Raw genomic sequence first — 22970 nt, 5'->3', positions numbered from 1 at the left:
CATAACCCGGACTAAATCTCTTAACATTAATTTAACTTGCTACCCTCACCGATTTATCCGCATCTTTACTCTTGTTTTTAAAATCAATCTTTTGAGATAACCCTCATTAAATGAACTATACGTTATTTGATTTTCTGCAGCTGATCGGGGCATTGGGAATCTTCATCTACGGGATGAAAATTTTTAGTGACGGACTTCAAAAAGTTGCAGGATCCCGTCTTCGCTCCATTCTGAAGGGGATGACAACCAGCCGGCTCAGGGGAATTTTCACCGGTTTTACAGCTACAACCATTACTCAATCCTCCACAACTACCACAGTAATGGTGGTTAGTTTTGTAAACGCCGGTTTGATCACCTTTATCGAATCTACCGGTGTGATTATGGGAGCCAATATCGGTACCACCGTCACCGCCTGGATGGTCTCTATTTTTGGCTTCAAAATGCAGATTACCCCAATTGCAGTGGCTCTGATCGGTATTTTCTTCCCATTTATGTTTTTCGGGAAGGAGAAGATGAAAAACCTTGCCGAAGCGATGATCGGTTTCGGTATTCTGTTTATTGGTCTCGAATTTATTAAAAATGCCGTACCCAACATCCAGGACAATCCGGAAATGTTCGCCTTTCTCGACTCGTTTACGGAGTTTGGGTTTGCTTCCATGCTGATCTTTGTGGTGATCGGTACCCTGCTCACACTGTTAACACAATCTTCATCTGCAGCTACAGCCATTACACTGGTCATGCTTTTTCAGGGCTGGATCTCATTTCCGATTGCAGCCGCCATGGTTCTGGGGGAAAATATCGGTACAACCGTCACAGCTAACATCGCAGCACTTGTTGGAAATGTTCATGCAAAACGGGCAGCGAGGTTCCATTTTATTTTCAATGTGTTCGGGGTGATATGGATGCTGATGCTCATCAACCCCTTCTTGATCGGTATTGACCAGGTAATGCACTACTTCCAACCGGAAATAGGATCCATTTTTGATGACTCCCAAGAGGCGAGAGCCGCTGCTACACTCGGTATTTCACTATTTCATACCACTTTCAACGTACTGAATGTAGCCCTCCTATTTGGTTTTGTTCCGGCCATCATAAAGTTTGTGGAGCGGGTTGAAAAAGAGAAAGAAGACTCCGATCAGGCATTCCGTCTTAAATACATCTCCGGCGGGTTGATGTCATCATCTGAGCTCTCCATTGCACAGGCATTTAAGGAGATCGAATTGTTTGGCCGCCTGATTGAAAAGATGCACTTCAGCTTTACCGGCTTATTTATGAAGAAGCAGAAGAAGCAGGAGAAATTTTTGAAAAAGATCAAAAAACGGGAGCAGATTACCGATAACATAGAGCTCGAAGTTGCCGAGTATCTGACAAAAATTTCGAGCAGCAACCTTACGGAATCTGCCACACGAAAAATCCGACTGATGCACAGCATGATCAATGATCTGGAACGTATCGGTGATATCTACTTCCAGATGTCAAAAACGTTTGAGCAGATGGAAAATGAAGGAATTAAACTTCCTCAAGAAGCCATTGATGAGGTGAATGATATGCTCGACACGGTAAGAGAAGCCATCAAAATTATGCGCACCAATATGGAGAGTTTTGGCAAGGAAATAGATCTGAATCCTGCCATTGAGATTGAGCAGGAGATCAACCGCCGGCGCGACATTATGAAGGATGCTCACTACAAGCGACTCGAAAATGGCGTCTACAATTCAAAGGCAGGAGTAATATATCTCGATTACCTGACCCGGCTTGAAAAAATTGGCGATCATATTTTCAACGTAAATGAGGCGCTTGCCGGTAAAAAACTGAAGGTTCACAGCGACTTAATTCTCGATAATTAACTCCTGAGACCATAAAAAATTTGTAAAACGGCCCCTCGAGGGCCGTTCTTATTTTAAAACCACCTCGCGTTCAATTACATTACGGTTCTTCAACCTTAAGAAACAGACTCTACACCATGAGGAACCGATACGTAAAATCACTACCAATACTATTATTGTTGATGTTCTGGTCATCTTCCCAGCTCTTTGCGCAGCAGGGAATATTGCCCGAAGATTACTATAAAACCACATTCATAAGCCAAACGGAGATCTCTCCCGATGGCAAGTATGTTGCCTTCACTCACACTACTATTGATGTGGACAACAACAAGCGCCATCGTGAAGTGTGGATGCAGAAACTGAATAACGGCCAGCCCGACGGCGAGCCATTCCGTTTTACAGATCCTACCGTTGAATCTTCCAGCCCGCAGTGGTCACCGGACGGAAAACTATTAGGAATTCAATCGCGCCGGGGTGATGACGGCAACTCTGTTCGTTTTATACGAGTGACTGAACCCGGTGGAGAAGCTTTTACCATCGAAGGGCTCAACAGCTCGCCTATCTGGTCGCCCGATGGTTCTAAAATTGCATTCACAAAACAGCCGGAAACAGAGGAGGAACGCGAGAAACGCGCCGGCTGGATTGCACCGGATGCCATCTCCAACACCCTTGATTCTGAGCGGTTTGACGGGCGTGTGATTACACAAATGCGCTACATGCGCGATGGAACTTCTGCCTGGCTGCCACATCCATCCATTTACGAGAAACGGCAGCTCTTTGTCATCTCTGCTGAGGGTGGAGAAGCCGAGCAGATCACCGAAATGGAGTTTAACGTAGGTGATGTAGAATGGTCAGCCGATGGCAGTAAAATCTACTTTTCCGGAGACCCACTCGAAGATGACGAATATAATGATGAAAACACCCGAAATATCTACATGATTGACCTGGATTCGCAGGAAGTGTCTCAAGTTTTTGAAATGGATGGCACGCAGCGATCCCCTGTCATCTCCCCAAATGGCAGATATCTCGCCTTTTTGCAATCCGATGAGCGCGGGGCTCAAACTGATATCATGGTCACAGCCCTGAACCGAAACGGAGAGCCCTCAGGCTCAGTCACTAATTTAACTGCAAACTGGGATCTGTCACCCGGTTCACCCTACTGGACTCCTAATGGAAATGCTCTTCGATTCAACTCTCAAATACGAGGTAACTCACACCTATTTGAAGTCAATAGAGGTGGCGGGGATATACGTCAGGTTACAGGTGGGGAGCGGCGATTAAGCAGCTTTTCGACAACCGATAATGGTCGCTGGATGGCATATACCGCTACTGACGCCGTCACACCGGCCGAAGTATTTGTATCCCGGGCTGATGGAAGCCGCGAAGTACAACTCACCCGATTCAATGAGGAGTGGATGGCCGACCGAACCGTTAACCCTGCTGAAGAGATTCTCTGGACCGTGGATGACGGCACCGAAATTCAGGGCTGGGTAATCAAACCGGTCGGTTATGAGGAAGGAAAATCGTATCCGCTTGTAATGAAAATTCATGGTGGTCCACACTCCTACTACGGCAACACCTGGTTTCAGGCATTTCATACACTTTCTGCCTCCGGAATGTTTGTCTTCTATCCGAATCCCAGGGGATCATCTTCCTACGGACACGATTTTATGTACGCCACCAAGGAGCAGTGGGGCTTTATGGATGAGGAGGATTTCCTGAAAGGCCTGGATGCCGTTCTTGAAAAATATCCCGACATCGATGAAAATCGTGTTGGTGTGAGCGGTGGAAGTTATGGCGGTTATATGACCAACTGGCTCACAGCCCGATTTCCTGAAAAATGGAAAGCTGCCGTTACAAGCCGCTCGATCTCCAATTGGTTTAGCTGGTATGGGTCATCCGACGCACAGGGTTTGACCGAGTTTGAATTTGGCGGCTATCCGTGGGAGAGACAGGAACTCTACTGGGATCTCTCCCCGCTCAAATACGTGGAAAATGTGGAAGCTCCAACGCTCATCATTCATAGCGAAGAGGATTGGAGAACTCCGATTACAGATGGCGAGCAGTGGTATATGGCCCTTAAGAAGATGCAGGTGCCGGTTGAGTTCGTGAGGTACCCAAGATCTTCCCACGGACTGTCTCGAACCGGTGAGCCTTGGCTACTGGTGGACCGACTGGAAAGAAAGCGCAGCTGGTTTGAGTATTGGCTCAATCAAGATTAAAACTTTAGAGCCCGGAATCTGATTCGGGCTCTTCTATCTCTTCCACCTAAGATTAATCAACCCTTCTATTATGAAATCTACCATATTCACAATTTTCTCACTTTCGCTGTTGATGGCGTTTATACTTTTTACGCCCGAAGGAATCACCGCTCAGCCAATCCTTGAAGCCGAAAGTGCCGTAACCACAGAAGGCGAAGTAACGATACAAGGTAACCGTGTTCGGTACGAAGCAACTGCGGGAACCCAACCTGTTTGGAACGACAATGGTGAACCTGACGCATCCCTATTTTATGTCTATTATCGCAGAACAGATGTAGATGACATTTCCAATAGACCGCTGGTTTTCTCTTTTAATGGCGGTCCCGGCTCTGCTTCGGTTTGGATGCATATCGGCTATACCGGGCCAAAATTTCTGAATATTGATGATGAAGGTCATCCGGTTCAGCCGTATGGAGTTTCCGACAATGAGCACTCCATCCTCGATGTGGCAGACATCGTTTATATCGACCCGGTCAACACAGGGTTCTCCAGAATCCTGCATGAAGATGCCGATCGAAGTGATTTTTTCGGTGTAAATGCGGATGTTCGCTACCTTGCCGCCTGGATCGACAATTTTGTATCCCGGCACAATCGATGGACATCACCAAAATACCTGAAAGGCGAAAGCTACGGAACTACGCGTGTGGCCGGACTTGCACGTCAGCTGCAAAGTTCTCACTGGATGTTTTTGAACGGGGTGATTATGGTCTCTCCTACCGGACTTGGGCTGGAGCCACCTGCAATGACCCCTCGGTCAGAAATCCTCAAACTTCCATACTACGCCGCTACTGCCTGGTATCACAACGCTCTGCCGCGTGATCTTCAACAGCGGGATCTTGACGACATTCTACCTGAAGTTGAAGAGTTTACCATCGAAGAGTATCTACCGGCAGTTGCCCGTGGCGGTTCAATTTCTTCTGATAAACGTAACGAGATTGCAGAAAAGGTATCCTACTACTCCGGTATCAACTCCCAACATATCTTAAATCATAACCTCACAATCCCAACATCGTTCTTCTGGAAGGAGCTTCTGAGAGATGAAGGATTAACCGTGGGTCGGCTCGACTCTCGCTACCGTGGAATTGACCGCTCAGATGCAGGAGACCGCTACGATCACGATCCGGCTCTTACAGCCTGGAATCATGCTTTCGCTCCCGGTATAAACTACTACTTGAGAGAAGTTTTAGGGTACGAAACGGATCTGCAGTACAATCTTTTCGGTCCCGTTCACCCCTGGGACAGAAGCAATGACTCAACCGGTGATAACCTGCGACGTGCAATGGGAGAAAATCCATTTCTAAATCTCCTTGTTCAAAGCGGTTATTTTGATGGAGGCACCGACTATTTCTCAGCTAAGTATGTGATGTGGAATATGGATCGCAGCGGAAAAGTTTCGGACCGAATGAGATTTGAAGGGTATCGCAGCGGCCACATGATGTACCTTCGCCAGGAAGACCTTGCTACCTCCAACGAGCACATCCGGGAATTTATCCTTAAAACACTTACCCATGGTGAATCAGCCAGATATTGATCATCTTTTACCACTCATTTTCCCCTCCTTTCTGTTTTCAAGGGAGGGGTTAGGGGTGGTTTCTTTAAAACTGTTTTGGATAATCTTTTTGCCACGATGTCACAAATACTCAAAGCAGCCCGAAGATTCATCTACGAATTCATCCGCGTAATTCTACGAGAAATAAAAGCTCATTCTTTGATCCTAACCTGCTAAATCAGGGAATCATTTTTGGGAAAGCCTGACAGGATTTAAACAAAATCCAGAAGTGCCTTATTGATATTACTTTCACCTGAAAGAAGATCGAATTCCACATTTTTAATGGAATCCTTATCCAGTATCTCAGCAATTACACGAGCCACGTCCTCCCTTGGAATTTCACCGCGATCCAGTTTTTCAGCCAGCTTCACTTTTCCGGTTCCGGCATCATTCGTCAAGCGTCCCGGTTTCACAATTACATAATTTAACCCGCTGTTTCTGAGGGCTTCATCCGCCTGTGCTTTTGCCTGCTGATAAACCTGAAAAACCTCGTCACCGCGCGGTGTCTCTAAACCCATGGCGCTGATCATCACATACCTTTCAATTCCATTTTTCTTCGCGGCTTCAATCAGTTTTATCGCGCCATCCCGATCCACCGACCATTTTCTCTCTTTCCCGCTTCCGGGGCCTGCACCTGCGGCAAACACCACAGCATCGGCCTGGCCAACATATTCACTGATGTCATCTTCCTTCTCGATATCGACAAGAACCGGTTCTGCACCGGCTTTTCTCAAATCATCAGCTTGCTCTTCTTTTCGGATCAATCCTTTAACGGAGTGTCCCTTCTCTTTCAACATCGGATGAAGCAGCATGGCAATTTTCCCATGTCCGCCCGCAATAACAACTTCCATTTTATATCAACTTTTATTCATGTTCATTTTACAAACATAAGTAATAAAAAGCCCGTTCAATAGAAGGTTCAACTGATTCAAATCTTAGCTTTGTTGAATGGTAATAAATAACTACTCTTGTAGTAATATTAAATGGAAATTCTAAGCTCATGAAATTACTCATACCTACGCTCATTTTTCTATTGGCCGGCTGTTCGGCTGAAACATCAGAATCCGACACGTTTGACCTTCCTTTTCTTGAAATTGAACACGTCATAGAAATTTCAGAGTCAGAAGACTTACTCCTCAGCAGTATCACAAATCTTCTGGTTGATTCGGAAGGGGATCTAATTTTAGTTGACGGTTCTCAAAGACTTGTTTATGCCGTTAATTCAAATGGAAAGTTTATACAGCAAATTGGAAGACATGGATCCGGCCCCGGTGAATATCAGTTTCCGGGAATTGTTGCCCTTTCTAACGATAATCAACTTCATATTTTCGACTTTTCATCCCAGTCAGTAATCAATTATACAAAAGAGAACGGGGAATGGAATTTTGATTCAGATTTTGGTGTCAATTTTAGCGAATATGGTTTTTTCAGTACTTTTTTCCCCGCCGGGAATCAGGAATTCTATGTAGTTACCAATCCCATGATAGCTTCCGATGATGAATCTGAAAGTGTTGTACGTAAAATCAATAATCAAGGCAAAGTAGTTCAGGATTCCATTTACTCATATCCACAAAACGAGCGATTCACGGTCATTGGCGAGAATGGACCAAGCATGGCAATGACGATTCCAAACATGCACAGGCAAGGGCGGTTCAATGTAGATTTTGAAGGGAATCAATATTTTGGGTGGACGGATTCACTCACCATACTTCGAAAATCACCGGAAAAATCAAGTTTTGTTCCGGTTGTTCACATCGATGCAAATAATTTACCGTTTACAGATGCTACAAGGGATTCCATTCTAAGCAGATATTCTGTCATTCTGGAAAACAACAATCAGGCTCGGAGAGATCTCATATCTTCCTTTCCGGACACAAAACCCGTTTACTCAGACTTTAAAATTGATGATGAGGGCAGAATCTGGGTACAGATGTTTAATGAGGAAGAGGATACCGAGTGGGTTCTGTTTTCTGATGAAGGTGAACCTCTATATAGAGTCTCACTCCCAGATAGAAACAATTTAAGAACGATACGTCACGGCAACATTTACAGCGTTGAAAACACAGAAGAGGGACTGCCGGTTATAAATATCTATTCGATCATATCTTGATAACCTAAGTTCTATTACATAGTTGATGAGTGTATTTTCAACTCTCAAACTATCCGGTTCATATGACAAATCAATCAGTACAACATACTCTAAGGGCGAAGTAAATAACGAACCGGCACATCAAGCCGATCGGCCCAGGCACTTTCTGAATGACCTGTGCCTTCAAATACTTCTGATTTAAAATCTTGACCCTGCTTAAAGCCAAGCTCCAGCATCATAGTATCCACTTTTTGCTGGTACGGTGCGTAGAGTGAATCGAGTGTTTCGGTGCCGTGATCGAAGTAAATCTTATGGGAACCCGGCTTCGGTAAACTCCTCTTCAAATATTCCCTGATCGCATCCGGAATTTCGTCATTTGCGTCAAATGTACCCGGCCAATGAGTGGATAGTGCGGCTACCCCCGAAAAAAGTTTGGGATATTTTGTCAGCGAGTACAGAGAAATCAAACCGCCATAGCTTGAGCCAATCATAAACCTTCCCTCGCGATTTTTCTTCACCGGGTAATTGTCTTCAACAAATGGAATGACCGATTCGGCAACAAAATCAACGTATCGATTGGCACGGGCTCCATTTGGAAAGCTTGAAAGCAGTTCATCACTAACTTCACCATCCCTCAGGGTTAAAGCGTCTTCAGGGAAATATTCAGCCGTCCGTTGGTTATCGGCATTCCACATTCCCACTACGATGGTCGGGGGAATCTCACCGGAGTCCATCATCCGGTTTAAAGTTTCATCCACTCTCCACTCCTGCCTGTTCCAGGTCAAGCTCTCATCAAACAGCATCTGTCCGTCGTGCATGTAAATTACATTGAAATCCATAGCGTTTTGATACGACTCCGGAATCCAGACGTCTACAAAGCGTTCAGAAAGATTTTCTGTTTTAAACAGATATCGATCAAGATGACCCGCAATGAATTCAGACTCAACCTTCTCTGAAAACTCTACATCAACCGATTTTTTTTTGTCAGCTGTATTACATTGAACCAGAAAACTTGTTAATAACAGAGGCAGAATTGAGCTTTTCATAGTGGGCATTATCTGAAGAGGTGGTTTCTAATCAGAAACTTAATGGTGGAATTTGGCCCCTAATCTCACCGCTTCGATTTCGATTCGATCGGATGTTGATATACATTCGGCCATTTCGAAGCGCCTCTTTCTGTGCTTCTCTCAATTCAAACCGATTCTCTTCCGGTTTAAACACACCTCCGGTTTTCTCCTCATTCAGTTCGGCAGTAAGTCGATAGATCTGATTTCCCGTTTCGTTAGCTCGGCCAAAATGAATACTCGCTCCCAAATAGTACTCCCTTAAATCTTCGAACTTACCACTCACAAATAGTGAATCTCCTTCTACGGTTAGTTCAACCATACCCGTACCGGGTGATCGAACCGGTGGGACCTGGTTATGACCTGCCAAAACTATCTCCACCGATGACTGAGCGGCCGCGGAAATTGCAATCAACCCCACGAAAATTGTCAAAAACAATAATTTTGCTCTCATTTTCACCACCTCAATTATTTACTTGTTAATAGATAACGCTCCCTTTTAAAGAATTTACATAGTGAATTTCCGAGATCATAGATTTAAAACCTGGAGATTCTCTAAAATATTCTCAGCCGTTTCAACTAAGCTCATTATATTACAATCATAAAATATAATAACTTAACATGTATAATGAGTAATAAAGTATTTGAACTCCAACTTACTGTCCGCGATTACGAACTCGACACCCAGGGCGTCGTAAACAACTCCGTCTATCAAAACTACCTGGAACACGCCCGCCATGAATATCTGAAATCAATCGGTCTCAATTTTAATGAGCTCCATCAGAACGGGACGGATGCGGTTGTTCACAAGATTGAGCTCGTCTATAAAAAACCACTCATGGGCGATGACCGGTTTGTGGTAAAAACTTACGCCGAGCAGTCAGGCAATGTCCGATTCATTTTCTATCAGAACATCTACAAACTCCCGGAGAATGAACTTGTTTTAGAAGGTATAGTCACCGGCGTTTTTATGAAAAACGGACGACCTATCCGCCCGCCACAGGAAGTTATTGAGGCAATTCAATAATATTCATGAAACGTTTCGTTTTGAATGGTAAATCCTGATTCGTTGTTTGATTCTGAAACTGATGACTAATAAATCTATCCACAATGCGTTCATTCACATTTTTCCTACTTCCACTTATTCTTGTTATCTCCTGCACAGAGCCTGAAACTGAAGAACAGGTTCTTACCAACTATCCAAACAGCCATCTTCTCATCAATGCAAATGCTCTTCATGATGCATTGGAAACTGACAATATCTTTTTGATTGATGCCCGGCAAGAGACCGGCGATTCGCTGATTACCGGTGCCGTTCATTTTCCATCTGTAGAGAAGCTCACCGATCCAAATCACCCCGTTCAAAGCTTTCTTATCGGTCCGGAAACATTTGAACAGATGATGCGCGAGATTGGACTGAACCCTGAAGACAGGGTGGTTATTTATGATGAGGGCAACGGATTAGCCGCTGCCCGGCTTTTCTATGCATTAGATTACTACGGATTTGATAATGCAGCAATTTTAAATGGCGGTTTACAAAGCTGGGCTACTAATTCACTACCCATCACAGATACTCCCGCCAATCGTCTTGAAGGTACATTTACCGTGAACATACAGGATGAAAAATATTGCGACATCAGTTATGTACAGGCCGCATCGGAAGATCCAAACAAAATAATCTTCGATGTTCGGTCAGAGGATGAATACACCGGTGTCGATAAACGAGCTGAGCGAAGCGGGCACATTCCCAACGCAGTACATTTAGAGTGGAGTAATGTATTGGCAGATGGCGATATACCCTATTTTAAATCAGCGCAGGAGATTCAGGATATTTATGACTCACTTGGAATTACCCGGGATAAGGAGATCATCCCTCACTGCCACACCAACGTTCGCGGTTCGCACGCATATTTTACCCTTCGACTGATGGGCTATGATTCCGTTCGCGCCTATGAAGGTTCCTGGTCGGAATATGGCAACGCTCCCGACGTGGCCGTTCAATAGTTGTACATCCAACTCCGGTTTTCGGTCGGCTCCCAATACATTCACTTATGGGAGTCGATGCTTTATTTACCCCCTCCAGATCAGTTGTTGCTAACCCTGAGAGTGCTCACCTGACCCAATGCAGATGACCTATCAGACGGTCTGATTCTCCCAATAACAAAACAAACCATTTCTTATCTTGCTTCATTAAGAAAATGCAGATCTGATGAAAGCCTATAGTAGCACAATAAGTTAAACGGCGATTTTGGATAGATTCAGTACTGAGTTAAGGATCTAAGGTTTCTATTGAAATTCATCTTCCAAACCAAGTATTTAAAAACCGGCCATATGATTGAAGAATCATTATACCGAAATTTCCTTATAGAAAAGTGTGATTTTGACTCCTCGCATGATCTCAATCATATTGAACGGGTTGTTAACTCTGCCAAAGTAATTAGCCGGGCAGAGGGTGGGGATCCGGATATAATCATCGCTTCAGCCTGGCTTCATGATTGTGTTATCCTTCCAAAAAACTCCCCGGATCGACCCAAAGCATCAACGTTGGCAGCAGATAAAGCTAGATCATTCTTACAAACTACCTCATTCCCAAAAAGCAAGATCGATAAAGTTGAGCATGCAATTAAATCTCACAGCTATTCCGGTGATATTGCCCCTCAAACGATCGAAGCTAAAATTGTGCAGGATGCCGATCGGCTGGATGCATTAGGTGCAATTGGTATTGCACGCTGTTTTATGGTGGGAGGAAGGCTTGATCGTCCGCTTTATGAACCTGAAGACCCCTTTTGTGAATCCAGAGAGCCAGATGACAGTTTATATACTCTTGATCACTTTTACCAAAAACTATTCCGCCTGCCTGATCTTATGAATACGGATTGTGCAAAAAAGATGGCTCGGAATCGAGTAGATTTCATGAAAAGTTATTTGAACCAATTACGTACAGAAATCTGAATCTATTTGGATGCTTACTCCTCCTTGTCGAAGAGAGAGTTACCATGCTCAAGCAGCTTGAGTGTTGTTTCAGTAAATTTTTCACCTAACATCCGCCCCAGTTCCCGCTCGGCTTCTATATACAGTGTTCGAAGCTCCTCAACATCAGATGCCCTGGATTGATGGATAGCAATTTTGGCTCTACCCTCTCCCTTCTGCTTCTCAATCCACCCATGCTGTTTTAGTTTTTTTAAAAATCGGGTAATGGTTGACGGATCTAAATGCATAGAGTTTGCAATCTCTTTCTGTAACAGTGGACCATCCTCTTTGATACAGAGCAAAACTTCTACATAAGAAGTTGCCAAACCGAACTCTTTGAAATATTGATCGAAATGGCTGGAGACTGACCGGCTAAATCTGTTGACTTGACTATGCATAGCTTTTTAAATTGCATGTACATTTAATAGAATGTCGTTTTTTCTACCATCATTCACAAATTAGGCCAGTGAAAAATGTGCTAAACCAGCTTCTTATGAAGTTCGTGCGTTGCAAAAAAGTTTAATTGAGCAGGATAGAAATGGGGGCTAAGGTTGCCCCCCTCTAAACTTATCCAAGTATATCGGTTAGTTTTTTGGCCAGTTTCCATAAATGCTGTTATAGGCAGCGCGGTCTGTTCCCAGGGGTGAACGAACCGGCCCTAAATAGGACGCATTCATTACTGCCCTTGGCGAAACATGAAGTTTCCCATTGCTCTCAGTAATTGAGATTTTACCGAAATGCCCCATGCCAAGAGCATGACCATTTTCATGGAGTGCAACTGTTTCAATATCCACTGCGCCCGGGCTGCCGTCTGTAGCCCAGGGGAAACTGTCATTATACCAAACCTCTTTGATAGCTACTTCATCAGTCCCGGTCCAATTAAATGTAAACGCCACACCCAAAACTCCGCCACTCGCTCCCGGGCCAAGAACCAAATCAAAGATAGATCCCGGTAAAAACCCAAGTGTTACGATATCGGCCACAAAAGGATCACCCTGTACGCCACCTAAAGAGAGCAGTGCGCTCGGAAAAATACCGGTATCCGGTACTTTAACGATCTCCGGACCTGAATTGTTCATGAGGTTATTCCAGGTTTCGAATGAAGAGTCAATGTAGGGTTCTGCGTCAATCGTGCCATTTGCAACACCAAAAGGTGTATATACAAGATGAGTAAGCCGATTGCCATCGGCGTTTCTTCTTTCATCACCGGGCACCCATTGAGCGTTTAACCTTAAAGTTCGATCGTTTGCCAGGATAGTTTGTCCCGATTGAAAATCCCCCTCTTTCGTCATGGTTAATGTCTCAGCCATCACAAGTTCATACTCTGTAATTCCTCGTTCTATGAGTTCGTCATTAACTTTCGAAAGATGCTCACTGTAGACAGCCTCCGCCAATCCCCCGGTGTGCTCAATTGATTTATTATCTGCATTTGCCCCCTCCGTGAAGGAAAGTATCGGCATTTCTCCATCAGTTTCTTCTAATGAATTCATTGCAGATTGCTCGCTGCAAGACAGCATCAATGGTAATCCAATTAATAAAACTACTAACTTACTGATTGTTTTAGTCTTCATAGGTATGTTGTTTAATTGTTCATAGGAAAGTACCCCGCCAATACTCTCTTTTCTGTTTGACGAGATGTTTTTTGATAATGCTTTAAAATATTCAGAAATGCAAGATTAACAGTATGTTAATAGCAAAGCTATTGCATACCATAAACTAACGGACAATTTACCGGCTACATTATTTCCCTAAACTCCGTTGAAAATTTCTATTTCTACGAAGAAATTGCGAAATTCAATGAACCCATTTGCCTATGTATAGAGTTCAGTTAAAAAATTTCGAAGGCCCGTTAGACCTGCTTCTCTTTTTCATCAGAAGAGATGAATTAAACATCTACGATATTCCCGTCTCCCACATCACACATGAGTTTTTAGAGTACATCCACCTAATGGAAGAGCTTGACCTGGATGTTGCCAGTGAGTTCATCTACATGGCAAGTATGCTGATGTCGATTAAAGCCAAAATGATGCTGCCGAGAGATCCGGACGATGAGGAAGAGCTCGACGAGGATGACCCGCGGTATGAGCTCGTTCAGAAGCTCCTTGAGTACAAACGATACAAGGAGATGGCAGAGAAGCTCACAATCATTGATGAGGAGACTCAAAAAAAATACTTCCGCGGTTTTTTAGAGGAAGATGAAGTTGAAAAACAGGCAACCGGTGAAGCTCTGAAGGATGTTACTCTCTTTGATCTGATGGCAGCCTTTAGAAAAGTGCTGGCAGACATCAAACGGCAAAACGTCTACCATAAAGTAGAAAAGGTGCAGATGACGGTTGAGGAGCAGGCTGAGTTCGTGCTCACCCGACTCCAGAGCAGAGGACGAACATCTTTTTATGACTTCTGTATGGAGCTTAAAACAAGAACAGCTATCGTCGTAACGTTCTTAGCTGTACTTGAAATGTTGAAAGAACAACAAATCGATCTATTCATTGAAGAAGAAGACCCAACCAACTTCCACATCGACCTCAAACCGGTCGATGAAATCATCGGGAGTTCAGACAAAACCTTTAAATCAGAGTTTTCATGAAAAAACTAATATTACCTCTGACTCTCCTTGTGGCAGGCTTAGTCGGCTGCGCAACACAATCGTCACTGCAACAAACCACATCCACAGAAAATCTGCTTGAGTACAGAACACAAATCACACCTCAGTTTTTGGAGCGCCACTTGTCGGTCATCGCACACGATTCACTTGAAGGACGCTCCACCGGAATGGATGGACAGAAAAAAGCAGCCAGCTACCTGGCCGAGTACTATCAGCAGATCGGTTTTGAGCCAAAGGGGGATGATGGAACATACTTTCAAACTTACCGGCTGAATGCAGAGTATACCGACAGCTTGGTGTATAACATGTTTAAAATCAATGAACCGGATACACTACAGTATCATTACAGTGTAGAATCCCCGGAATCGTCGGGTCACTTTATCCGAATGTTTGGAGGTAGTGCCTCACTCAGTGGCGACATTATTTTTGGCGGATTTGGCGTGAATGACAGTGAGCGTGAAGTACAACACCTCTCCGGGGCAGATATCCGGGGAAACTGGGTGATGATTTTTGAAGATATTCCGTATGTGGTTGATGGCGATACACTTGTTAACCCAAGCCTGGGCAGCAACAGCCGGCTCCGATCTATTTTAGGACAGTACAATGCCGCCGGAATCCTCCTCATATCAGATATGACTCAGGCCGAATTTAACGATCTCTCGATAATGAGCTCGGACCTGATGAGTCAGCCGGAGAGCATCAGTCTTGCCTACCTGGAGCGTAATAATCAATCCGGTTTTCCAAAAGGTGTTTTACAAATCAGTCCTGATATGGCTGCATCCATTCTCGGTCTCGAATCTTCAGAAAACTTAAACCGATACAAAAGTGAGCTAACGCAAAACATCAAAGGGTTCACTGCCGAAAAAACCGGTTTTTACCTGGACTACACTCCTTATGACGGACCCGGCTACCTGGATGCAGAAAACGTAATAGCTTACTTCGAAGGTGCCGACCCGGAGCTGAAAGATGAAGTGGTTGTACTGATGGCACATTATGATCACGTCGGAATCGGGGCACCGGATGAGTCGGGCGACCCACTTTACAATGGTGCTGATGACAACGGCAGCGGTACATCCGCTTTGATGTCGATAGCTCATGCGTTTAATGAAGCTCAAAAAAGCGGCTTTAAAACCAAACGAAGTATTCTCTTTCTGCATGTAAGTGGAGAAGAAAATGGTCTTCTCGGTTCCCGCTATTATTCAGATCACCCTGTTATTCCAATCGAAAATACGGTAACCAATTTTAATGCCGATATGATTGGTCGAAGTGACCCGGAAAACATTCAGAAAGGCGACACCGACTATGTCTATCTGATTGGGGGTGAAATTATTTCTGCAGAGCTCGATAGCCTTGTGGCACAGGCTAACGATCGCAGTGTTCAGATGAGGCTCGACAGAAAATATAATGACCTACAGGATTCGAACCAATTCTACAGAAGAAGCGACCACTGGAATTTTGGCCGGCTCGGAGTGCCATTTGTCTTCTTCTTCACCGGAGTTCACGAAGATTATCACAGACCTTCCGATGATATTGATAAAATTGATTTTGAAAAGCTTTCAAGAGTTAGCCAACTGATCTATACATCGACCGTTAAAGTTGCAAACTATGATGGCCGGCCTACGGTTGATAATCAGGAGTTTATTGAAATTACTCGCCAGCTTCCGCGCTAAATAAATTTTCCACAGCGGGCATTTAATGTCCGGTGTATCTTTTCGTTTTCTCTTTGGTGAGACCAGAATGATCACCTTCCATTTAGTACAAATGCTGCCCAGTGGATTGGATTTGCTGTCTCGGGATTTTGAATGAGTTTTAACTTAGCATTCCGAAGTGCCTCCCCATAACTCTTCCCACTTCGAATGTTTTGATAAAAATCGATCATCAACCTTGACGTATTCTGATCATTCACTCTCCACATGGAAACCATCAAGTTTGACGCTCCCGCATAGGTAAATGCACGCGTAAAACCAATCATGCCTTCCCCTTTGTGAACATCACCAAGACCTGTTTCGCAAGCACCTAAAACAACCAAATCTGCATTCAGCTGCAGATTATAGATATCGCTTACATATAACACTCCACTTTCGCCATCCTCCTCCCTTAACAGGATACCGGATAGCTCCGGGTTTGATTCATTTACAAAAGCGTGAGAAGCAATGTGAATAAAATTATAGTTCATTGCCGAACGATCAGACAGCTTCTTTTTTGTGGCCTCTGTGTTCTGATAGACCGTTACCCGCTCAGGGAAAATATAGTCGCTAATGGATCGCTTTTCTCTGAACAGTTCTGAAATTCTATTCGTCTCATAGGTGGTCAGCGGAAGCGGAGTTAACTCATCAAAGTATCTTTGTTTATCTGCCATATCCACCTCATCAAATCGGGAGATCGACTCGTTAAACGGTGCCATGGCCATCAGATTCCTGGGAATCTCCGGTTTCTGATTTTTCATTGCCCTTAAAACCGTACCCGAAGAAGCGTACTGTATCGGATACCTGTTCACCAAATAGGGAAGTTGATGATACTCGTGATCAGATCTGTCCTCAGTCAAAAGAAGCTCAAACGGAAGGTAATGAAGAGATTGATCCGGGAATAGAAGAAGTGAGCTGCCTTCAATATAATCCGCACCGGGTTTGATCAGGAGATTATACAGGCTTACTGCATTTTGTGTATATACATGTTTATTCTGTTCAATCACGGCTTCCCGCAACTCATCAATTCTCTTCCTGATCTTAACTCCATCCTCCTCCATAGCCGCAACGCCCACACTCCGTTTGTTTACCACAATGCTGTAAATTTTCTCCTCTCCAAAAGCGTAATAAATTGCAGTCTCATCAGACCTGAGCACCTCCTGAATGTCGGAAAGTGTAGCAGTGGTTTGATCATATTTTAGCTCATAGTAAGAAGGGTAGGTTTGTTCCAAAGAATTTGTAAAACGAATCAATTCACGTCTGGATGTAAATAGTGAATCCTCATAACTTCTGATAATACCTGAATCTGCTTCTACTCCCTTCTCTTTCTCAACATTCAGCTCTTGAAAATGACGGGTCACTGTTTCGTTTAAAAGACGCTCGTCTCGTAATACATCTTCAGGCACCCCGCCAAACGTCCTTGCCTGCACATTTTGCAACAGCTCAACGGCCACCCTCGCTCTGCCTCTCTCCATAAAATTAACCATCTCTGCCAACCAATCATCTTCGCCGGTGAGTTCGTAAAGCTCGTGATATACATCAGCTGCCGTTGAAAATATGGTGTAGTAATTATCCAAAAGCTGCAGCTTGGACGATTCACTTTGATATTGTGTCTGCAACAGATCAATAGCCGCGGCCGAGAAGTTGAATAGATTTAACGCCTCATGCAAATGATTTCTATCTGCATCCTCCCGATACAGCTTCATTTTTAATCTTCCCAACGATTTTGTCACTTCGATAAATCTGACCGGATAGGTAACATTATTTACATCAATGGAATTACCACTTGGTGTATACGTTGAGTTGATCAATATGGATATCGCCTTTTGATAAAATGCCTCTGCCTCCTTCAAACCGCCTTGTTCAGTATAAATCTCACCAAGCTGCGCATAGATTGATAACACTTCAGGATGTCCTTCTCCGAGTTTGTCAACTCCAATTTCCAGGGCTTTCATAAGCGCTGATTCCGCTTCCTCAAATCTCTTAGATTGTATATACAAATTTGCCATATTTGTATATGGCAGAATTAAATTTGGATGATTCTCTCCATAGATGTTTTTCCTGATCTGCAGGCTTCTGACATAATTCTCCTCGGCCTCATCAAATTTCTCATTTGCCAGATAGTGAGATGCCAGATTGTGATACCCGACAGCCGTTTCAAGGTGATCAGTTCCAAACAGCTCTACCTTAATCACTTGAGACTGTTCTAAGTAGTTCAAGCCATTTTCCAATTCATCCATCATCATATAGATGAGGCCAATATTGTTATAAACCCGGGCCAGTCGATCAGACTTTGTCTCACCGGCATCTTCAAACGTGGCCGCTGTGCGCTTGAAATACTCTGTTGCTGTTCCCAAATCCCTGATTGAATAGTAGTAGGTTCCAATGCCATTATAGATCAGTGCTACCTCGGTGTGATTCTCCCCGTAAGCCTCAATGGCTGCCGCAAGTGCTTTTTCAAAATGCTCTATCGCTTTATCGAATTCTCCTGCTTTTCTGTGCGATATGCCTGTATTGTTGTGTGTAATTGATAGGGCCCGGTTCAGTTCAAAACCCCGGTTGGCATCTTCCAATATCTCCAATGCTGTATGGTAATTGGCAAGAGCACCTTCATAATCGCCGGCCGTATCTTGAACGTACCCCAAACTTGTATATGCCTGTGAAGCGACAATCTTTTTTTCCTGGTAATTATCCGCTATAGAGATAGCCTTTCTGCTCCACTCAAGCGCTGTATTCAACTCTGATTGGCTTTCATAAAGGTATGAATATTGTACATACACTTCAGCCATTTTAAAGTGGTCTTCACCTAAATTTTCCAACACCGTTTGGTAAGCACGCTCTATATGATGCTCTGTGTTAACCAGATCCCATTCGTTGCGATAAAACAAGGACTGATAGAGGTGGACATCCACACAAAGCTCCGCTAACGATTCATCCTCGCAAATACGAGGTTCGATCTCTTTGAATATCTTTTTTGACCTGTCGGGTTCTTCAAAGTGATAGGCACGTACTGCCTCATCAAATTGATTTAATAATCCGGATCTGCTTTGTGCAGCAACATCTGTTGAGTGCAGACTGAATATCGTGGTAGCGATAACAGTGACCAGGAAAGCGTAAGAAGAGCGAAATACAGGTGTTATATGAGCAGGTTGAGCAGTGTGTTTCATAATATCAGGGACCAACGTTGGTCTGATATGTTAATGAACCCTGCTCAATTTGTAAAGTACTTAATCCAATCCAAATAGAGCATTAACAAATGCTACGCGGTCAAAAACCTGCAAATCCTCGATTTGTTCGCCAACTCCAATATATTTTACCGGAACATTCAGTTCATTTGATACTCCGATTACAATCCCGCCTTTCGCGGTTCCATCGAGCTTGGTCAGTACAAGCCCGGTAACATCCACTACATCGGTGAACGCTTTAGCTTGCTGCATGGCGTTTTGTCCGGTTGAAGCATCGAGCACCAATAAGATTTCGTGTGGAGCGCCATCAACTATTTTCCCCATTACACGTTTTATTTTCCCAAGCTCCTCCATTAGCGACTTTTTATTGTGAAGCCGACCTGCAGTATCAACCAGGGCGATGTCTGCACCTTTAGCCTTTGCAGAAGCAACTGTATCGTAAGCTACAGCGGCGGGATCTGCATTTTGCCCCTGCTGAATGATTGGCACACCTGCGCGCTCACTCCAGATTTTAAGCTGATCTACCGCAGCCGCCCGAAATGTATCTGCTGCTCCCAGCACCACATCTTTTCCGGCAAGTTTATACATATTTGCCAACTTCCCGATTGAGGTCGTTTTCCCAACACCGTTAACGCCCACAACCATAACAACGTGTGGTTTATGAGGAAAATCGGCATCAAATTCTGCGGGCTGATCCGGCTTATTCTCTTTCAATAAAGCCACAATTTCATCCCGCATCAGTTCCTGAAGCTCATTCTGAGAGATGTATTTATCTTTTGCAACACGCTCTTCAATCCTTTCAATAATTTCAATCGTGGTTTTCACACCAACGTCTGATGTAATCAGCGCATCTTCAAGCTCATCCAATGTGGCAGCATCAACCTGATCCTTCCCTGCAATACTCTTTCCAATTTTTGATAGCAGCCCATCACGGCTCTTTTCAACGCCTTTGTCCAGCTTCTCTTTTTTCTTTAATCCAAGTTTATTTAACCAGCTCATATTCGAAAACTAAATAACTTTAATACGTTGTTGATAAATCAATTAAAATCTGCACCACTGATAATTTTGTGATACCGTTGCTTATACTCTACAAAAGAGACGATCATCATCACTGCAGAAGCAACCATAAAAAAGGTTTGAACGTTTTTTGCTTCCGGGAAAAAGAAGACGCTAATCCAATAGATTGCCATTAAATTTACGGTAATCTTACCGGACATGATCGACATGGCAACTTTTCCACGCTTTTTTTTGATGTGGGCTGAACCCGCCATAATCAACGAATCGCGCACCACTCCCAGTGCAAAATACCACAGCGGAATCCAGCCGAGCCATACGGTGTAGATGAACAGAAAAAACGCCATCAGCTTATCCGCAATTGGGTCCAAAGACTTACCCAGCTCTGAAATCTCATTACGCCAGCGCGCAACCAATCCGTCCAGGTAATCAGATATCCCTCCGTACAGGATTAACACCCATATTGCTGTTGTAACCTGGTAGTTATTCTGCATATGGAGATAGATGATGGGGAAAACCACCAGCACCCGAGACAGGGAAATAAAGTTAGACAACGTGTAAATGTCGTCTCTAACCAATACCTTTTCACCATCTATGTTCACAGCTTCTCTCATCCCATCTGTTTGGAGTTAGCATAATTACCAGTAGAAAATACGTTTTTTAACACAGTAATAAATATCGAAATGAAAAAGAAAGATTTAGCCCTCAACAAAGACGATGAAATGAAGCTAAAAGAGACAACTGTTTCCTCAAGACATGTTTTTGATGGGGCACTCCTGCAAGTTTATGTAGATGATGTAACTCTGCCCGACGGCTCTGAATCAACAAGAGACTGGATTAAACACCCCGGAGCCAGTGCTGTTGTACCTGTTTTTGAAGACGGTTCCATTATGCTTTTGAAACAGTTTCGATACCCGCCCCGAAAACTATTTATTGAAGTTCCTGCCGGAAAAATTGACCCCGGTGAAACCCCGGAGTCAACAGCTCTGCGCGAAATGGAAGAGGAGAGCGGCTTATCCTGCAAAAATCTGGTGCAGGTTGGCTCTCTCTTTCCGGCTATTGGCTATGCCGATGAGGAGATCTTTGTGTTTGTCGGCTGGGACCTGGAATCGTCAGTCAAGCAAACTGATGATGATGAGTTCCTGATCAACCACAAGATTCATTTTTCAGAAGCTTTACGAATGATACAAACAGGCGAATTAAAGGATGCCAAAACCATTACTGCCATTATTCAAACCTATTTCTGGTGGAAAGAAAACGAACCGTTCGCCATCAACTTTGAGAAGAGAGTTTAAACAATCCCCTCTTCCGATGCGAGCTGATACAAAGAGTTGTGCAGATGATCCCGGTCCGCATCCCCGCGACGGATAATCTCTTCAACCTCGTCTCCATCCAGCATCAACAAGCATCCGTTCTCCCGAAATTGCAAATCGATATTTCGTGGGTCTGAGAGTCTCATTTTTTCAATATCCATTCCATTTGGGCTGACCCTCAAATCTACCAGGCAGTAGAATGTGTCTGCAGGAGTATCACCAAATTCAAAAACTTGTAACGTTGTCTGTTCTTTCTTCATGAGTTACTTGAATGTCGTTCTATAAAATCTCTTCCTTTCACAATTTCAATCATCTCTCCGGTCGATTCATCTCGAATCTCAACCTGAAAGAGACTGATAATAGCCTGGCTGTTAAGGCAATCCAGAGTTTCGGCAATTGTGGAACACTCTTCAGTCTCGCTGACCAAGTCATTTACACCCTGGACTACATAGGTATAGGATCGTTTCCGTTTCTTATCTGCTACCGGCTGATCATCATTTGAGTCTACATCAAAATAGCTTTTGATCGCTTCTTCCGTCACATACCACTGCACTCCAAGTTTACGCCCTTTTAAGCGGCCTTCTCTGAGATAAGCACGGATCGTCATTTTGCTTACTCCGAGCAGTTCATGCAGATCATCAACAGAATAAAGCGTAAGTGAACCGATTTTCTTTGGCATACGTGTGATTTTATGTTCTATATCAGGCGTACTTTAAATATAACAAATTACATATAGACTATCATTACTTATACATTAATGCAGGTTGAAAAATTTCGTTTGGCCAAGTGGTCCGCTTACCCCTATATTATTAGGAGTTGCTTGAAACAAAAGCCCATCCCGTCAGGCAATTCCCCATATATCAGAAATTTCAACGGGTAAACTGCATAAAAAAATCCGTGACAGATGAACCATCACGGATCTCATTTCTAACATATTTACTACAGACTATCCGGCTTGAGCAGCTGGTACCGACTCTCCGGAACTTTGGAATGCTTCTCTCTTCTCTGCAATGTAAACCTTAATATCATTGGCTGTAATATAGATAACAGGAATCAATACAAGGGTAATCAATGTAGAGGCTGTAAGTCCACCGATAACAACCCGGGCCAGAGCCGCCTGAATTTCACCACCGGCTCCCCAACCAAAAGAGAGCGGAAGAAGACCAAGCACGGTCGTGAGTGTTGTCATCAAAATTGGACGCAATCTTAACTTACCGGATTCAATCACAGCTTTAAAAACATTCATTTCACGGTCACGTCTCATCAGATTGATGTAGTCAACCAGTACAATAGCGTTGTTTACTACAATACCGATAAGCATGATTACCCCCATAATACTCTGCATATTCAATGTTGTGCCGGTAAGCAGCAGCGTCGGCACAACACCAACTACCGCTACAGGCACAGAG

Annotated in this window: 21 protein-coding genes; 10 read left to right on the top strand and 11 right to left on the bottom strand. The window is 43.9% G+C overall.

Features of this window, described 5'->3' with window-relative positions; all coding sequences use genetic code 11:
• Window positions 1-110 precede the first annotated feature (110 nt).
• From BG260_RS12885 to BG260_RS12875, 3 genes are all read left to right on the top strand, one after another.
• Window positions 111-1847: a Na/Pi cotransporter family protein gene (locus BG260_RS12885; RefSeq protein WP_069133354.1), complete on the top strand. Its 1737-nt coding sequence runs from the start codon at window positions 111-113 to the stop codon at window positions 1845-1847.
• A 116-nt stretch (window positions 1848-1963) separates the two neighbouring features.
• Complete coding sequence (locus BG260_RS12880; RefSeq protein WP_083750317.1) at window positions 1964-4048, top strand: S9 family peptidase; 2085 nt, start codon at window positions 1964-1966, stop codon at window positions 4046-4048.
• A gap of 70 nt (window positions 4049-4118) precedes the next feature.
• Window positions 4119-5618 (top strand): S10 family peptidase, encoded by a 1500-nt coding sequence (locus tag BG260_RS12875; protein WP_069133350.1) that lies wholly within the window; start codon window positions 4119-4121, stop codon window positions 5616-5618.
• Window positions 5619-5848: 230 nt separating this feature from the next.
• Here the strand turns inward: BG260_RS12875 and BG260_RS12870 are convergent, their stop codons facing one another.
• Window positions 5849-6487, bottom strand: a complete 639-nt coding sequence (locus tag BG260_RS12870; protein ID WP_069133348.1) for an SDR family oxidoreductase — start codon at window positions 6485-6487, stop codon at window positions 5849-5851.
• A 149-nt stretch (window positions 6488-6636) separates the two neighbouring features.
• Between BG260_RS12870 and BG260_RS12865 the strand changes: the two genes are divergently transcribed.
• Window positions 6637-7746, top strand: a complete 1110-nt coding sequence (locus tag BG260_RS12865; protein WP_069133346.1) for a 6-bladed beta-propeller — start codon at window positions 6637-6639, stop codon at window positions 7744-7746.
• Between the two features lie 89 nt (window positions 7747-7835).
• On the opposite strand, the gene BG260_RS12860 is transcribed toward BG260_RS12865, so the two are convergent.
• Both BG260_RS12860 and BG260_RS12855 read right to left on the bottom strand, forming a co-directional pair.
• Window positions 7836-8771, bottom strand: coding sequence for an alpha/beta hydrolase (locus BG260_RS12860; protein ID WP_176719502.1), 936 nt, complete (start codon window positions 8769-8771; stop codon window positions 7836-7838).
• A 31-nt stretch (window positions 8772-8802) separates the two neighbouring features.
• On the bottom strand, window positions 8803-9222 hold the full coding sequence (locus BG260_RS12855) for a CHRD domain-containing protein (protein ID WP_176719501.1): 420 nt from the start codon (window positions 9220-9222) through the stop codon (window positions 8803-8805).
• Window positions 9223-9417: 195 nt separating this feature from the next.
• Between BG260_RS12855 and BG260_RS12850 the strand changes: the two genes are divergently transcribed.
• The 3 genes from BG260_RS12850 to BG260_RS12840 all read left to right on the top strand — a co-directional run bounded on the left by BG260_RS12850 (window position 9418) and on the right by BG260_RS12840 (window position 11741).
• On the top strand, window positions 9418-9816 hold the full coding sequence (locus BG260_RS12850; RefSeq protein WP_069133342.1) for an acyl-CoA thioesterase: 399 nt from the start codon (window positions 9418-9420) through the stop codon (window positions 9814-9816).
• Between the two features lie 83 nt (window positions 9817-9899).
• Entirely contained in the window at window positions 9900-10793 is an 894-nt protein-coding gene (locus BG260_RS12845) for a sulfurtransferase (RefSeq protein WP_069133340.1), read from the top strand.
• Window positions 10794-11120: 327 nt separating this feature from the next.
• Window positions 11121-11741, top strand: a complete 621-nt coding sequence (locus BG260_RS12840) for an HD domain-containing protein (protein WP_069133338.1) — start codon at window positions 11121-11123, stop codon at window positions 11739-11741.
• A 14-nt stretch (window positions 11742-11755) separates the two neighbouring features.
• Here the strand turns inward: BG260_RS12840 and BG260_RS12835 are convergent, their stop codons facing one another.
• Both BG260_RS12835 and BG260_RS12830 read right to left on the bottom strand, forming a co-directional pair.
• Window positions 11756-12157, bottom strand: coding sequence for a MarR family winged helix-turn-helix transcriptional regulator (locus tag BG260_RS12835; RefSeq protein ID WP_069133336.1), 402 nt, complete (start codon window positions 12155-12157; stop codon window positions 11756-11758).
• Window positions 12158-12343: 186 nt separating this feature from the next.
• Window positions 12344-13330: a zinc metalloprotease gene (locus BG260_RS12830; RefSeq protein ID WP_141691611.1), complete on the bottom strand. Its 987-nt coding sequence runs from the start codon at window positions 13328-13330 to the stop codon at window positions 12344-12346.
• A gap of 242 nt (window positions 13331-13572) precedes the next feature.
• Between BG260_RS12830 and BG260_RS12825 the strand changes: the two genes are divergently transcribed.
• Both BG260_RS12825 and BG260_RS12820 read left to right on the top strand, forming a co-directional pair.
• A complete protein-coding gene (locus BG260_RS12825) occupies window positions 13573-14346 on the top strand; it encodes a segregation and condensation protein A (RefSeq protein WP_069133332.1) in 774 nt (257 codons plus the stop codon).
• Complete coding sequence (locus tag BG260_RS12820) at window positions 14343-16034, top strand: M28 family peptidase (RefSeq protein ID WP_069133330.1); 1692 nt, start codon at window positions 14343-14345, stop codon at window positions 16032-16034. Before BG260_RS12825 ends, BG260_RS12820 begins: the two co-directional genes overlap by 4 nt.
• A 71-nt stretch (window positions 16035-16105) precedes the next feature.
• Here the strand turns inward: BG260_RS12820 and BG260_RS12815 are convergent, their stop codons facing one another.
• From BG260_RS12815 to BG260_RS12805, 3 genes are read right to left on the bottom strand one after another with little or no spacing between them, the layout of a single operon-like run.
• A complete protein-coding gene (locus BG260_RS12815; protein WP_069133328.1) occupies window positions 16106-19216 on the bottom strand; it encodes a CHAT domain-containing protein in 3111 nt (1036 codons plus the stop codon).
• Between the two features lie 60 nt (window positions 19217-19276).
• Entirely contained in the window at window positions 19277-20233 is a 957-nt protein-coding gene (gene ftsY, locus BG260_RS12810) for a signal recognition particle-docking protein FtsY (RefSeq protein ID WP_069133326.1), read from the bottom strand.
• A 38-nt stretch (window positions 20234-20271) separates the two neighbouring features.
• Window positions 20272-20862, bottom strand: a complete 591-nt coding sequence (locus BG260_RS12805) for a CDP-alcohol phosphatidyltransferase family protein (RefSeq protein WP_069133324.1) — start codon at window positions 20860-20862, stop codon at window positions 20272-20274.
• A gap of 69 nt (window positions 20863-20931) precedes the next feature.
• Here BG260_RS12805 and BG260_RS12800 point away from each other — a divergent pair, with 69 nt between their 5' ends.
• Window positions 20932-21543 carry an NUDIX domain-containing protein gene (locus tag BG260_RS12800; RefSeq protein WP_083750315.1) on the top strand — a complete coding sequence of 204 codons (612 nt, stop codon included), beginning with the start codon at window positions 20932-20934 and terminating at the stop codon, window positions 21541-21543.
• On the opposite strand, the gene BG260_RS12795 is transcribed toward BG260_RS12800, so the two are convergent.
• The 3 genes from BG260_RS12795 to BG260_RS12785 form a co-directional block, all read right to left on the bottom strand.
• The gene (locus BG260_RS12795) at window positions 21540-21821 is read right to left on the bottom strand and encodes a hypothetical protein (RefSeq protein WP_069133322.1); all 282 of its coding nucleotides are present in this window, start codon (window positions 21819-21821) and stop codon (window positions 21540-21542) included. The two genes, BG260_RS12800 and BG260_RS12795, sit on opposite strands and share 4 nt — an antisense overlap.
• Window positions 21818-22240 (bottom strand): helix-turn-helix domain-containing protein, encoded by a 423-nt coding sequence (locus BG260_RS12790; protein WP_069133320.1) that lies wholly within the window; start codon window positions 22238-22240, stop codon window positions 21818-21820. Before BG260_RS12790 ends, BG260_RS12795 begins: the two co-directional genes overlap by 4 nt.
• Before the next feature lie 267 nt (window positions 22241-22507).
• A partial coding sequence (locus BG260_RS12785) for an efflux RND transporter permease subunit (protein WP_141691610.1) occupies window positions 22508-22970 on the bottom strand: 463 nt, incomplete at its 5' end.

The organism is Rhodohalobacter halophilus (assembly GCF_001715195.1).
Classification (GTDB): domain Bacteria; phylum Bacteroidota; class Rhodothermia; order Balneolales; family Balneolaceae; genus Rhodohalobacter; species Rhodohalobacter halophilus.
This window is presented reverse-complemented; position numbering and strand designations above follow the sequence as displayed.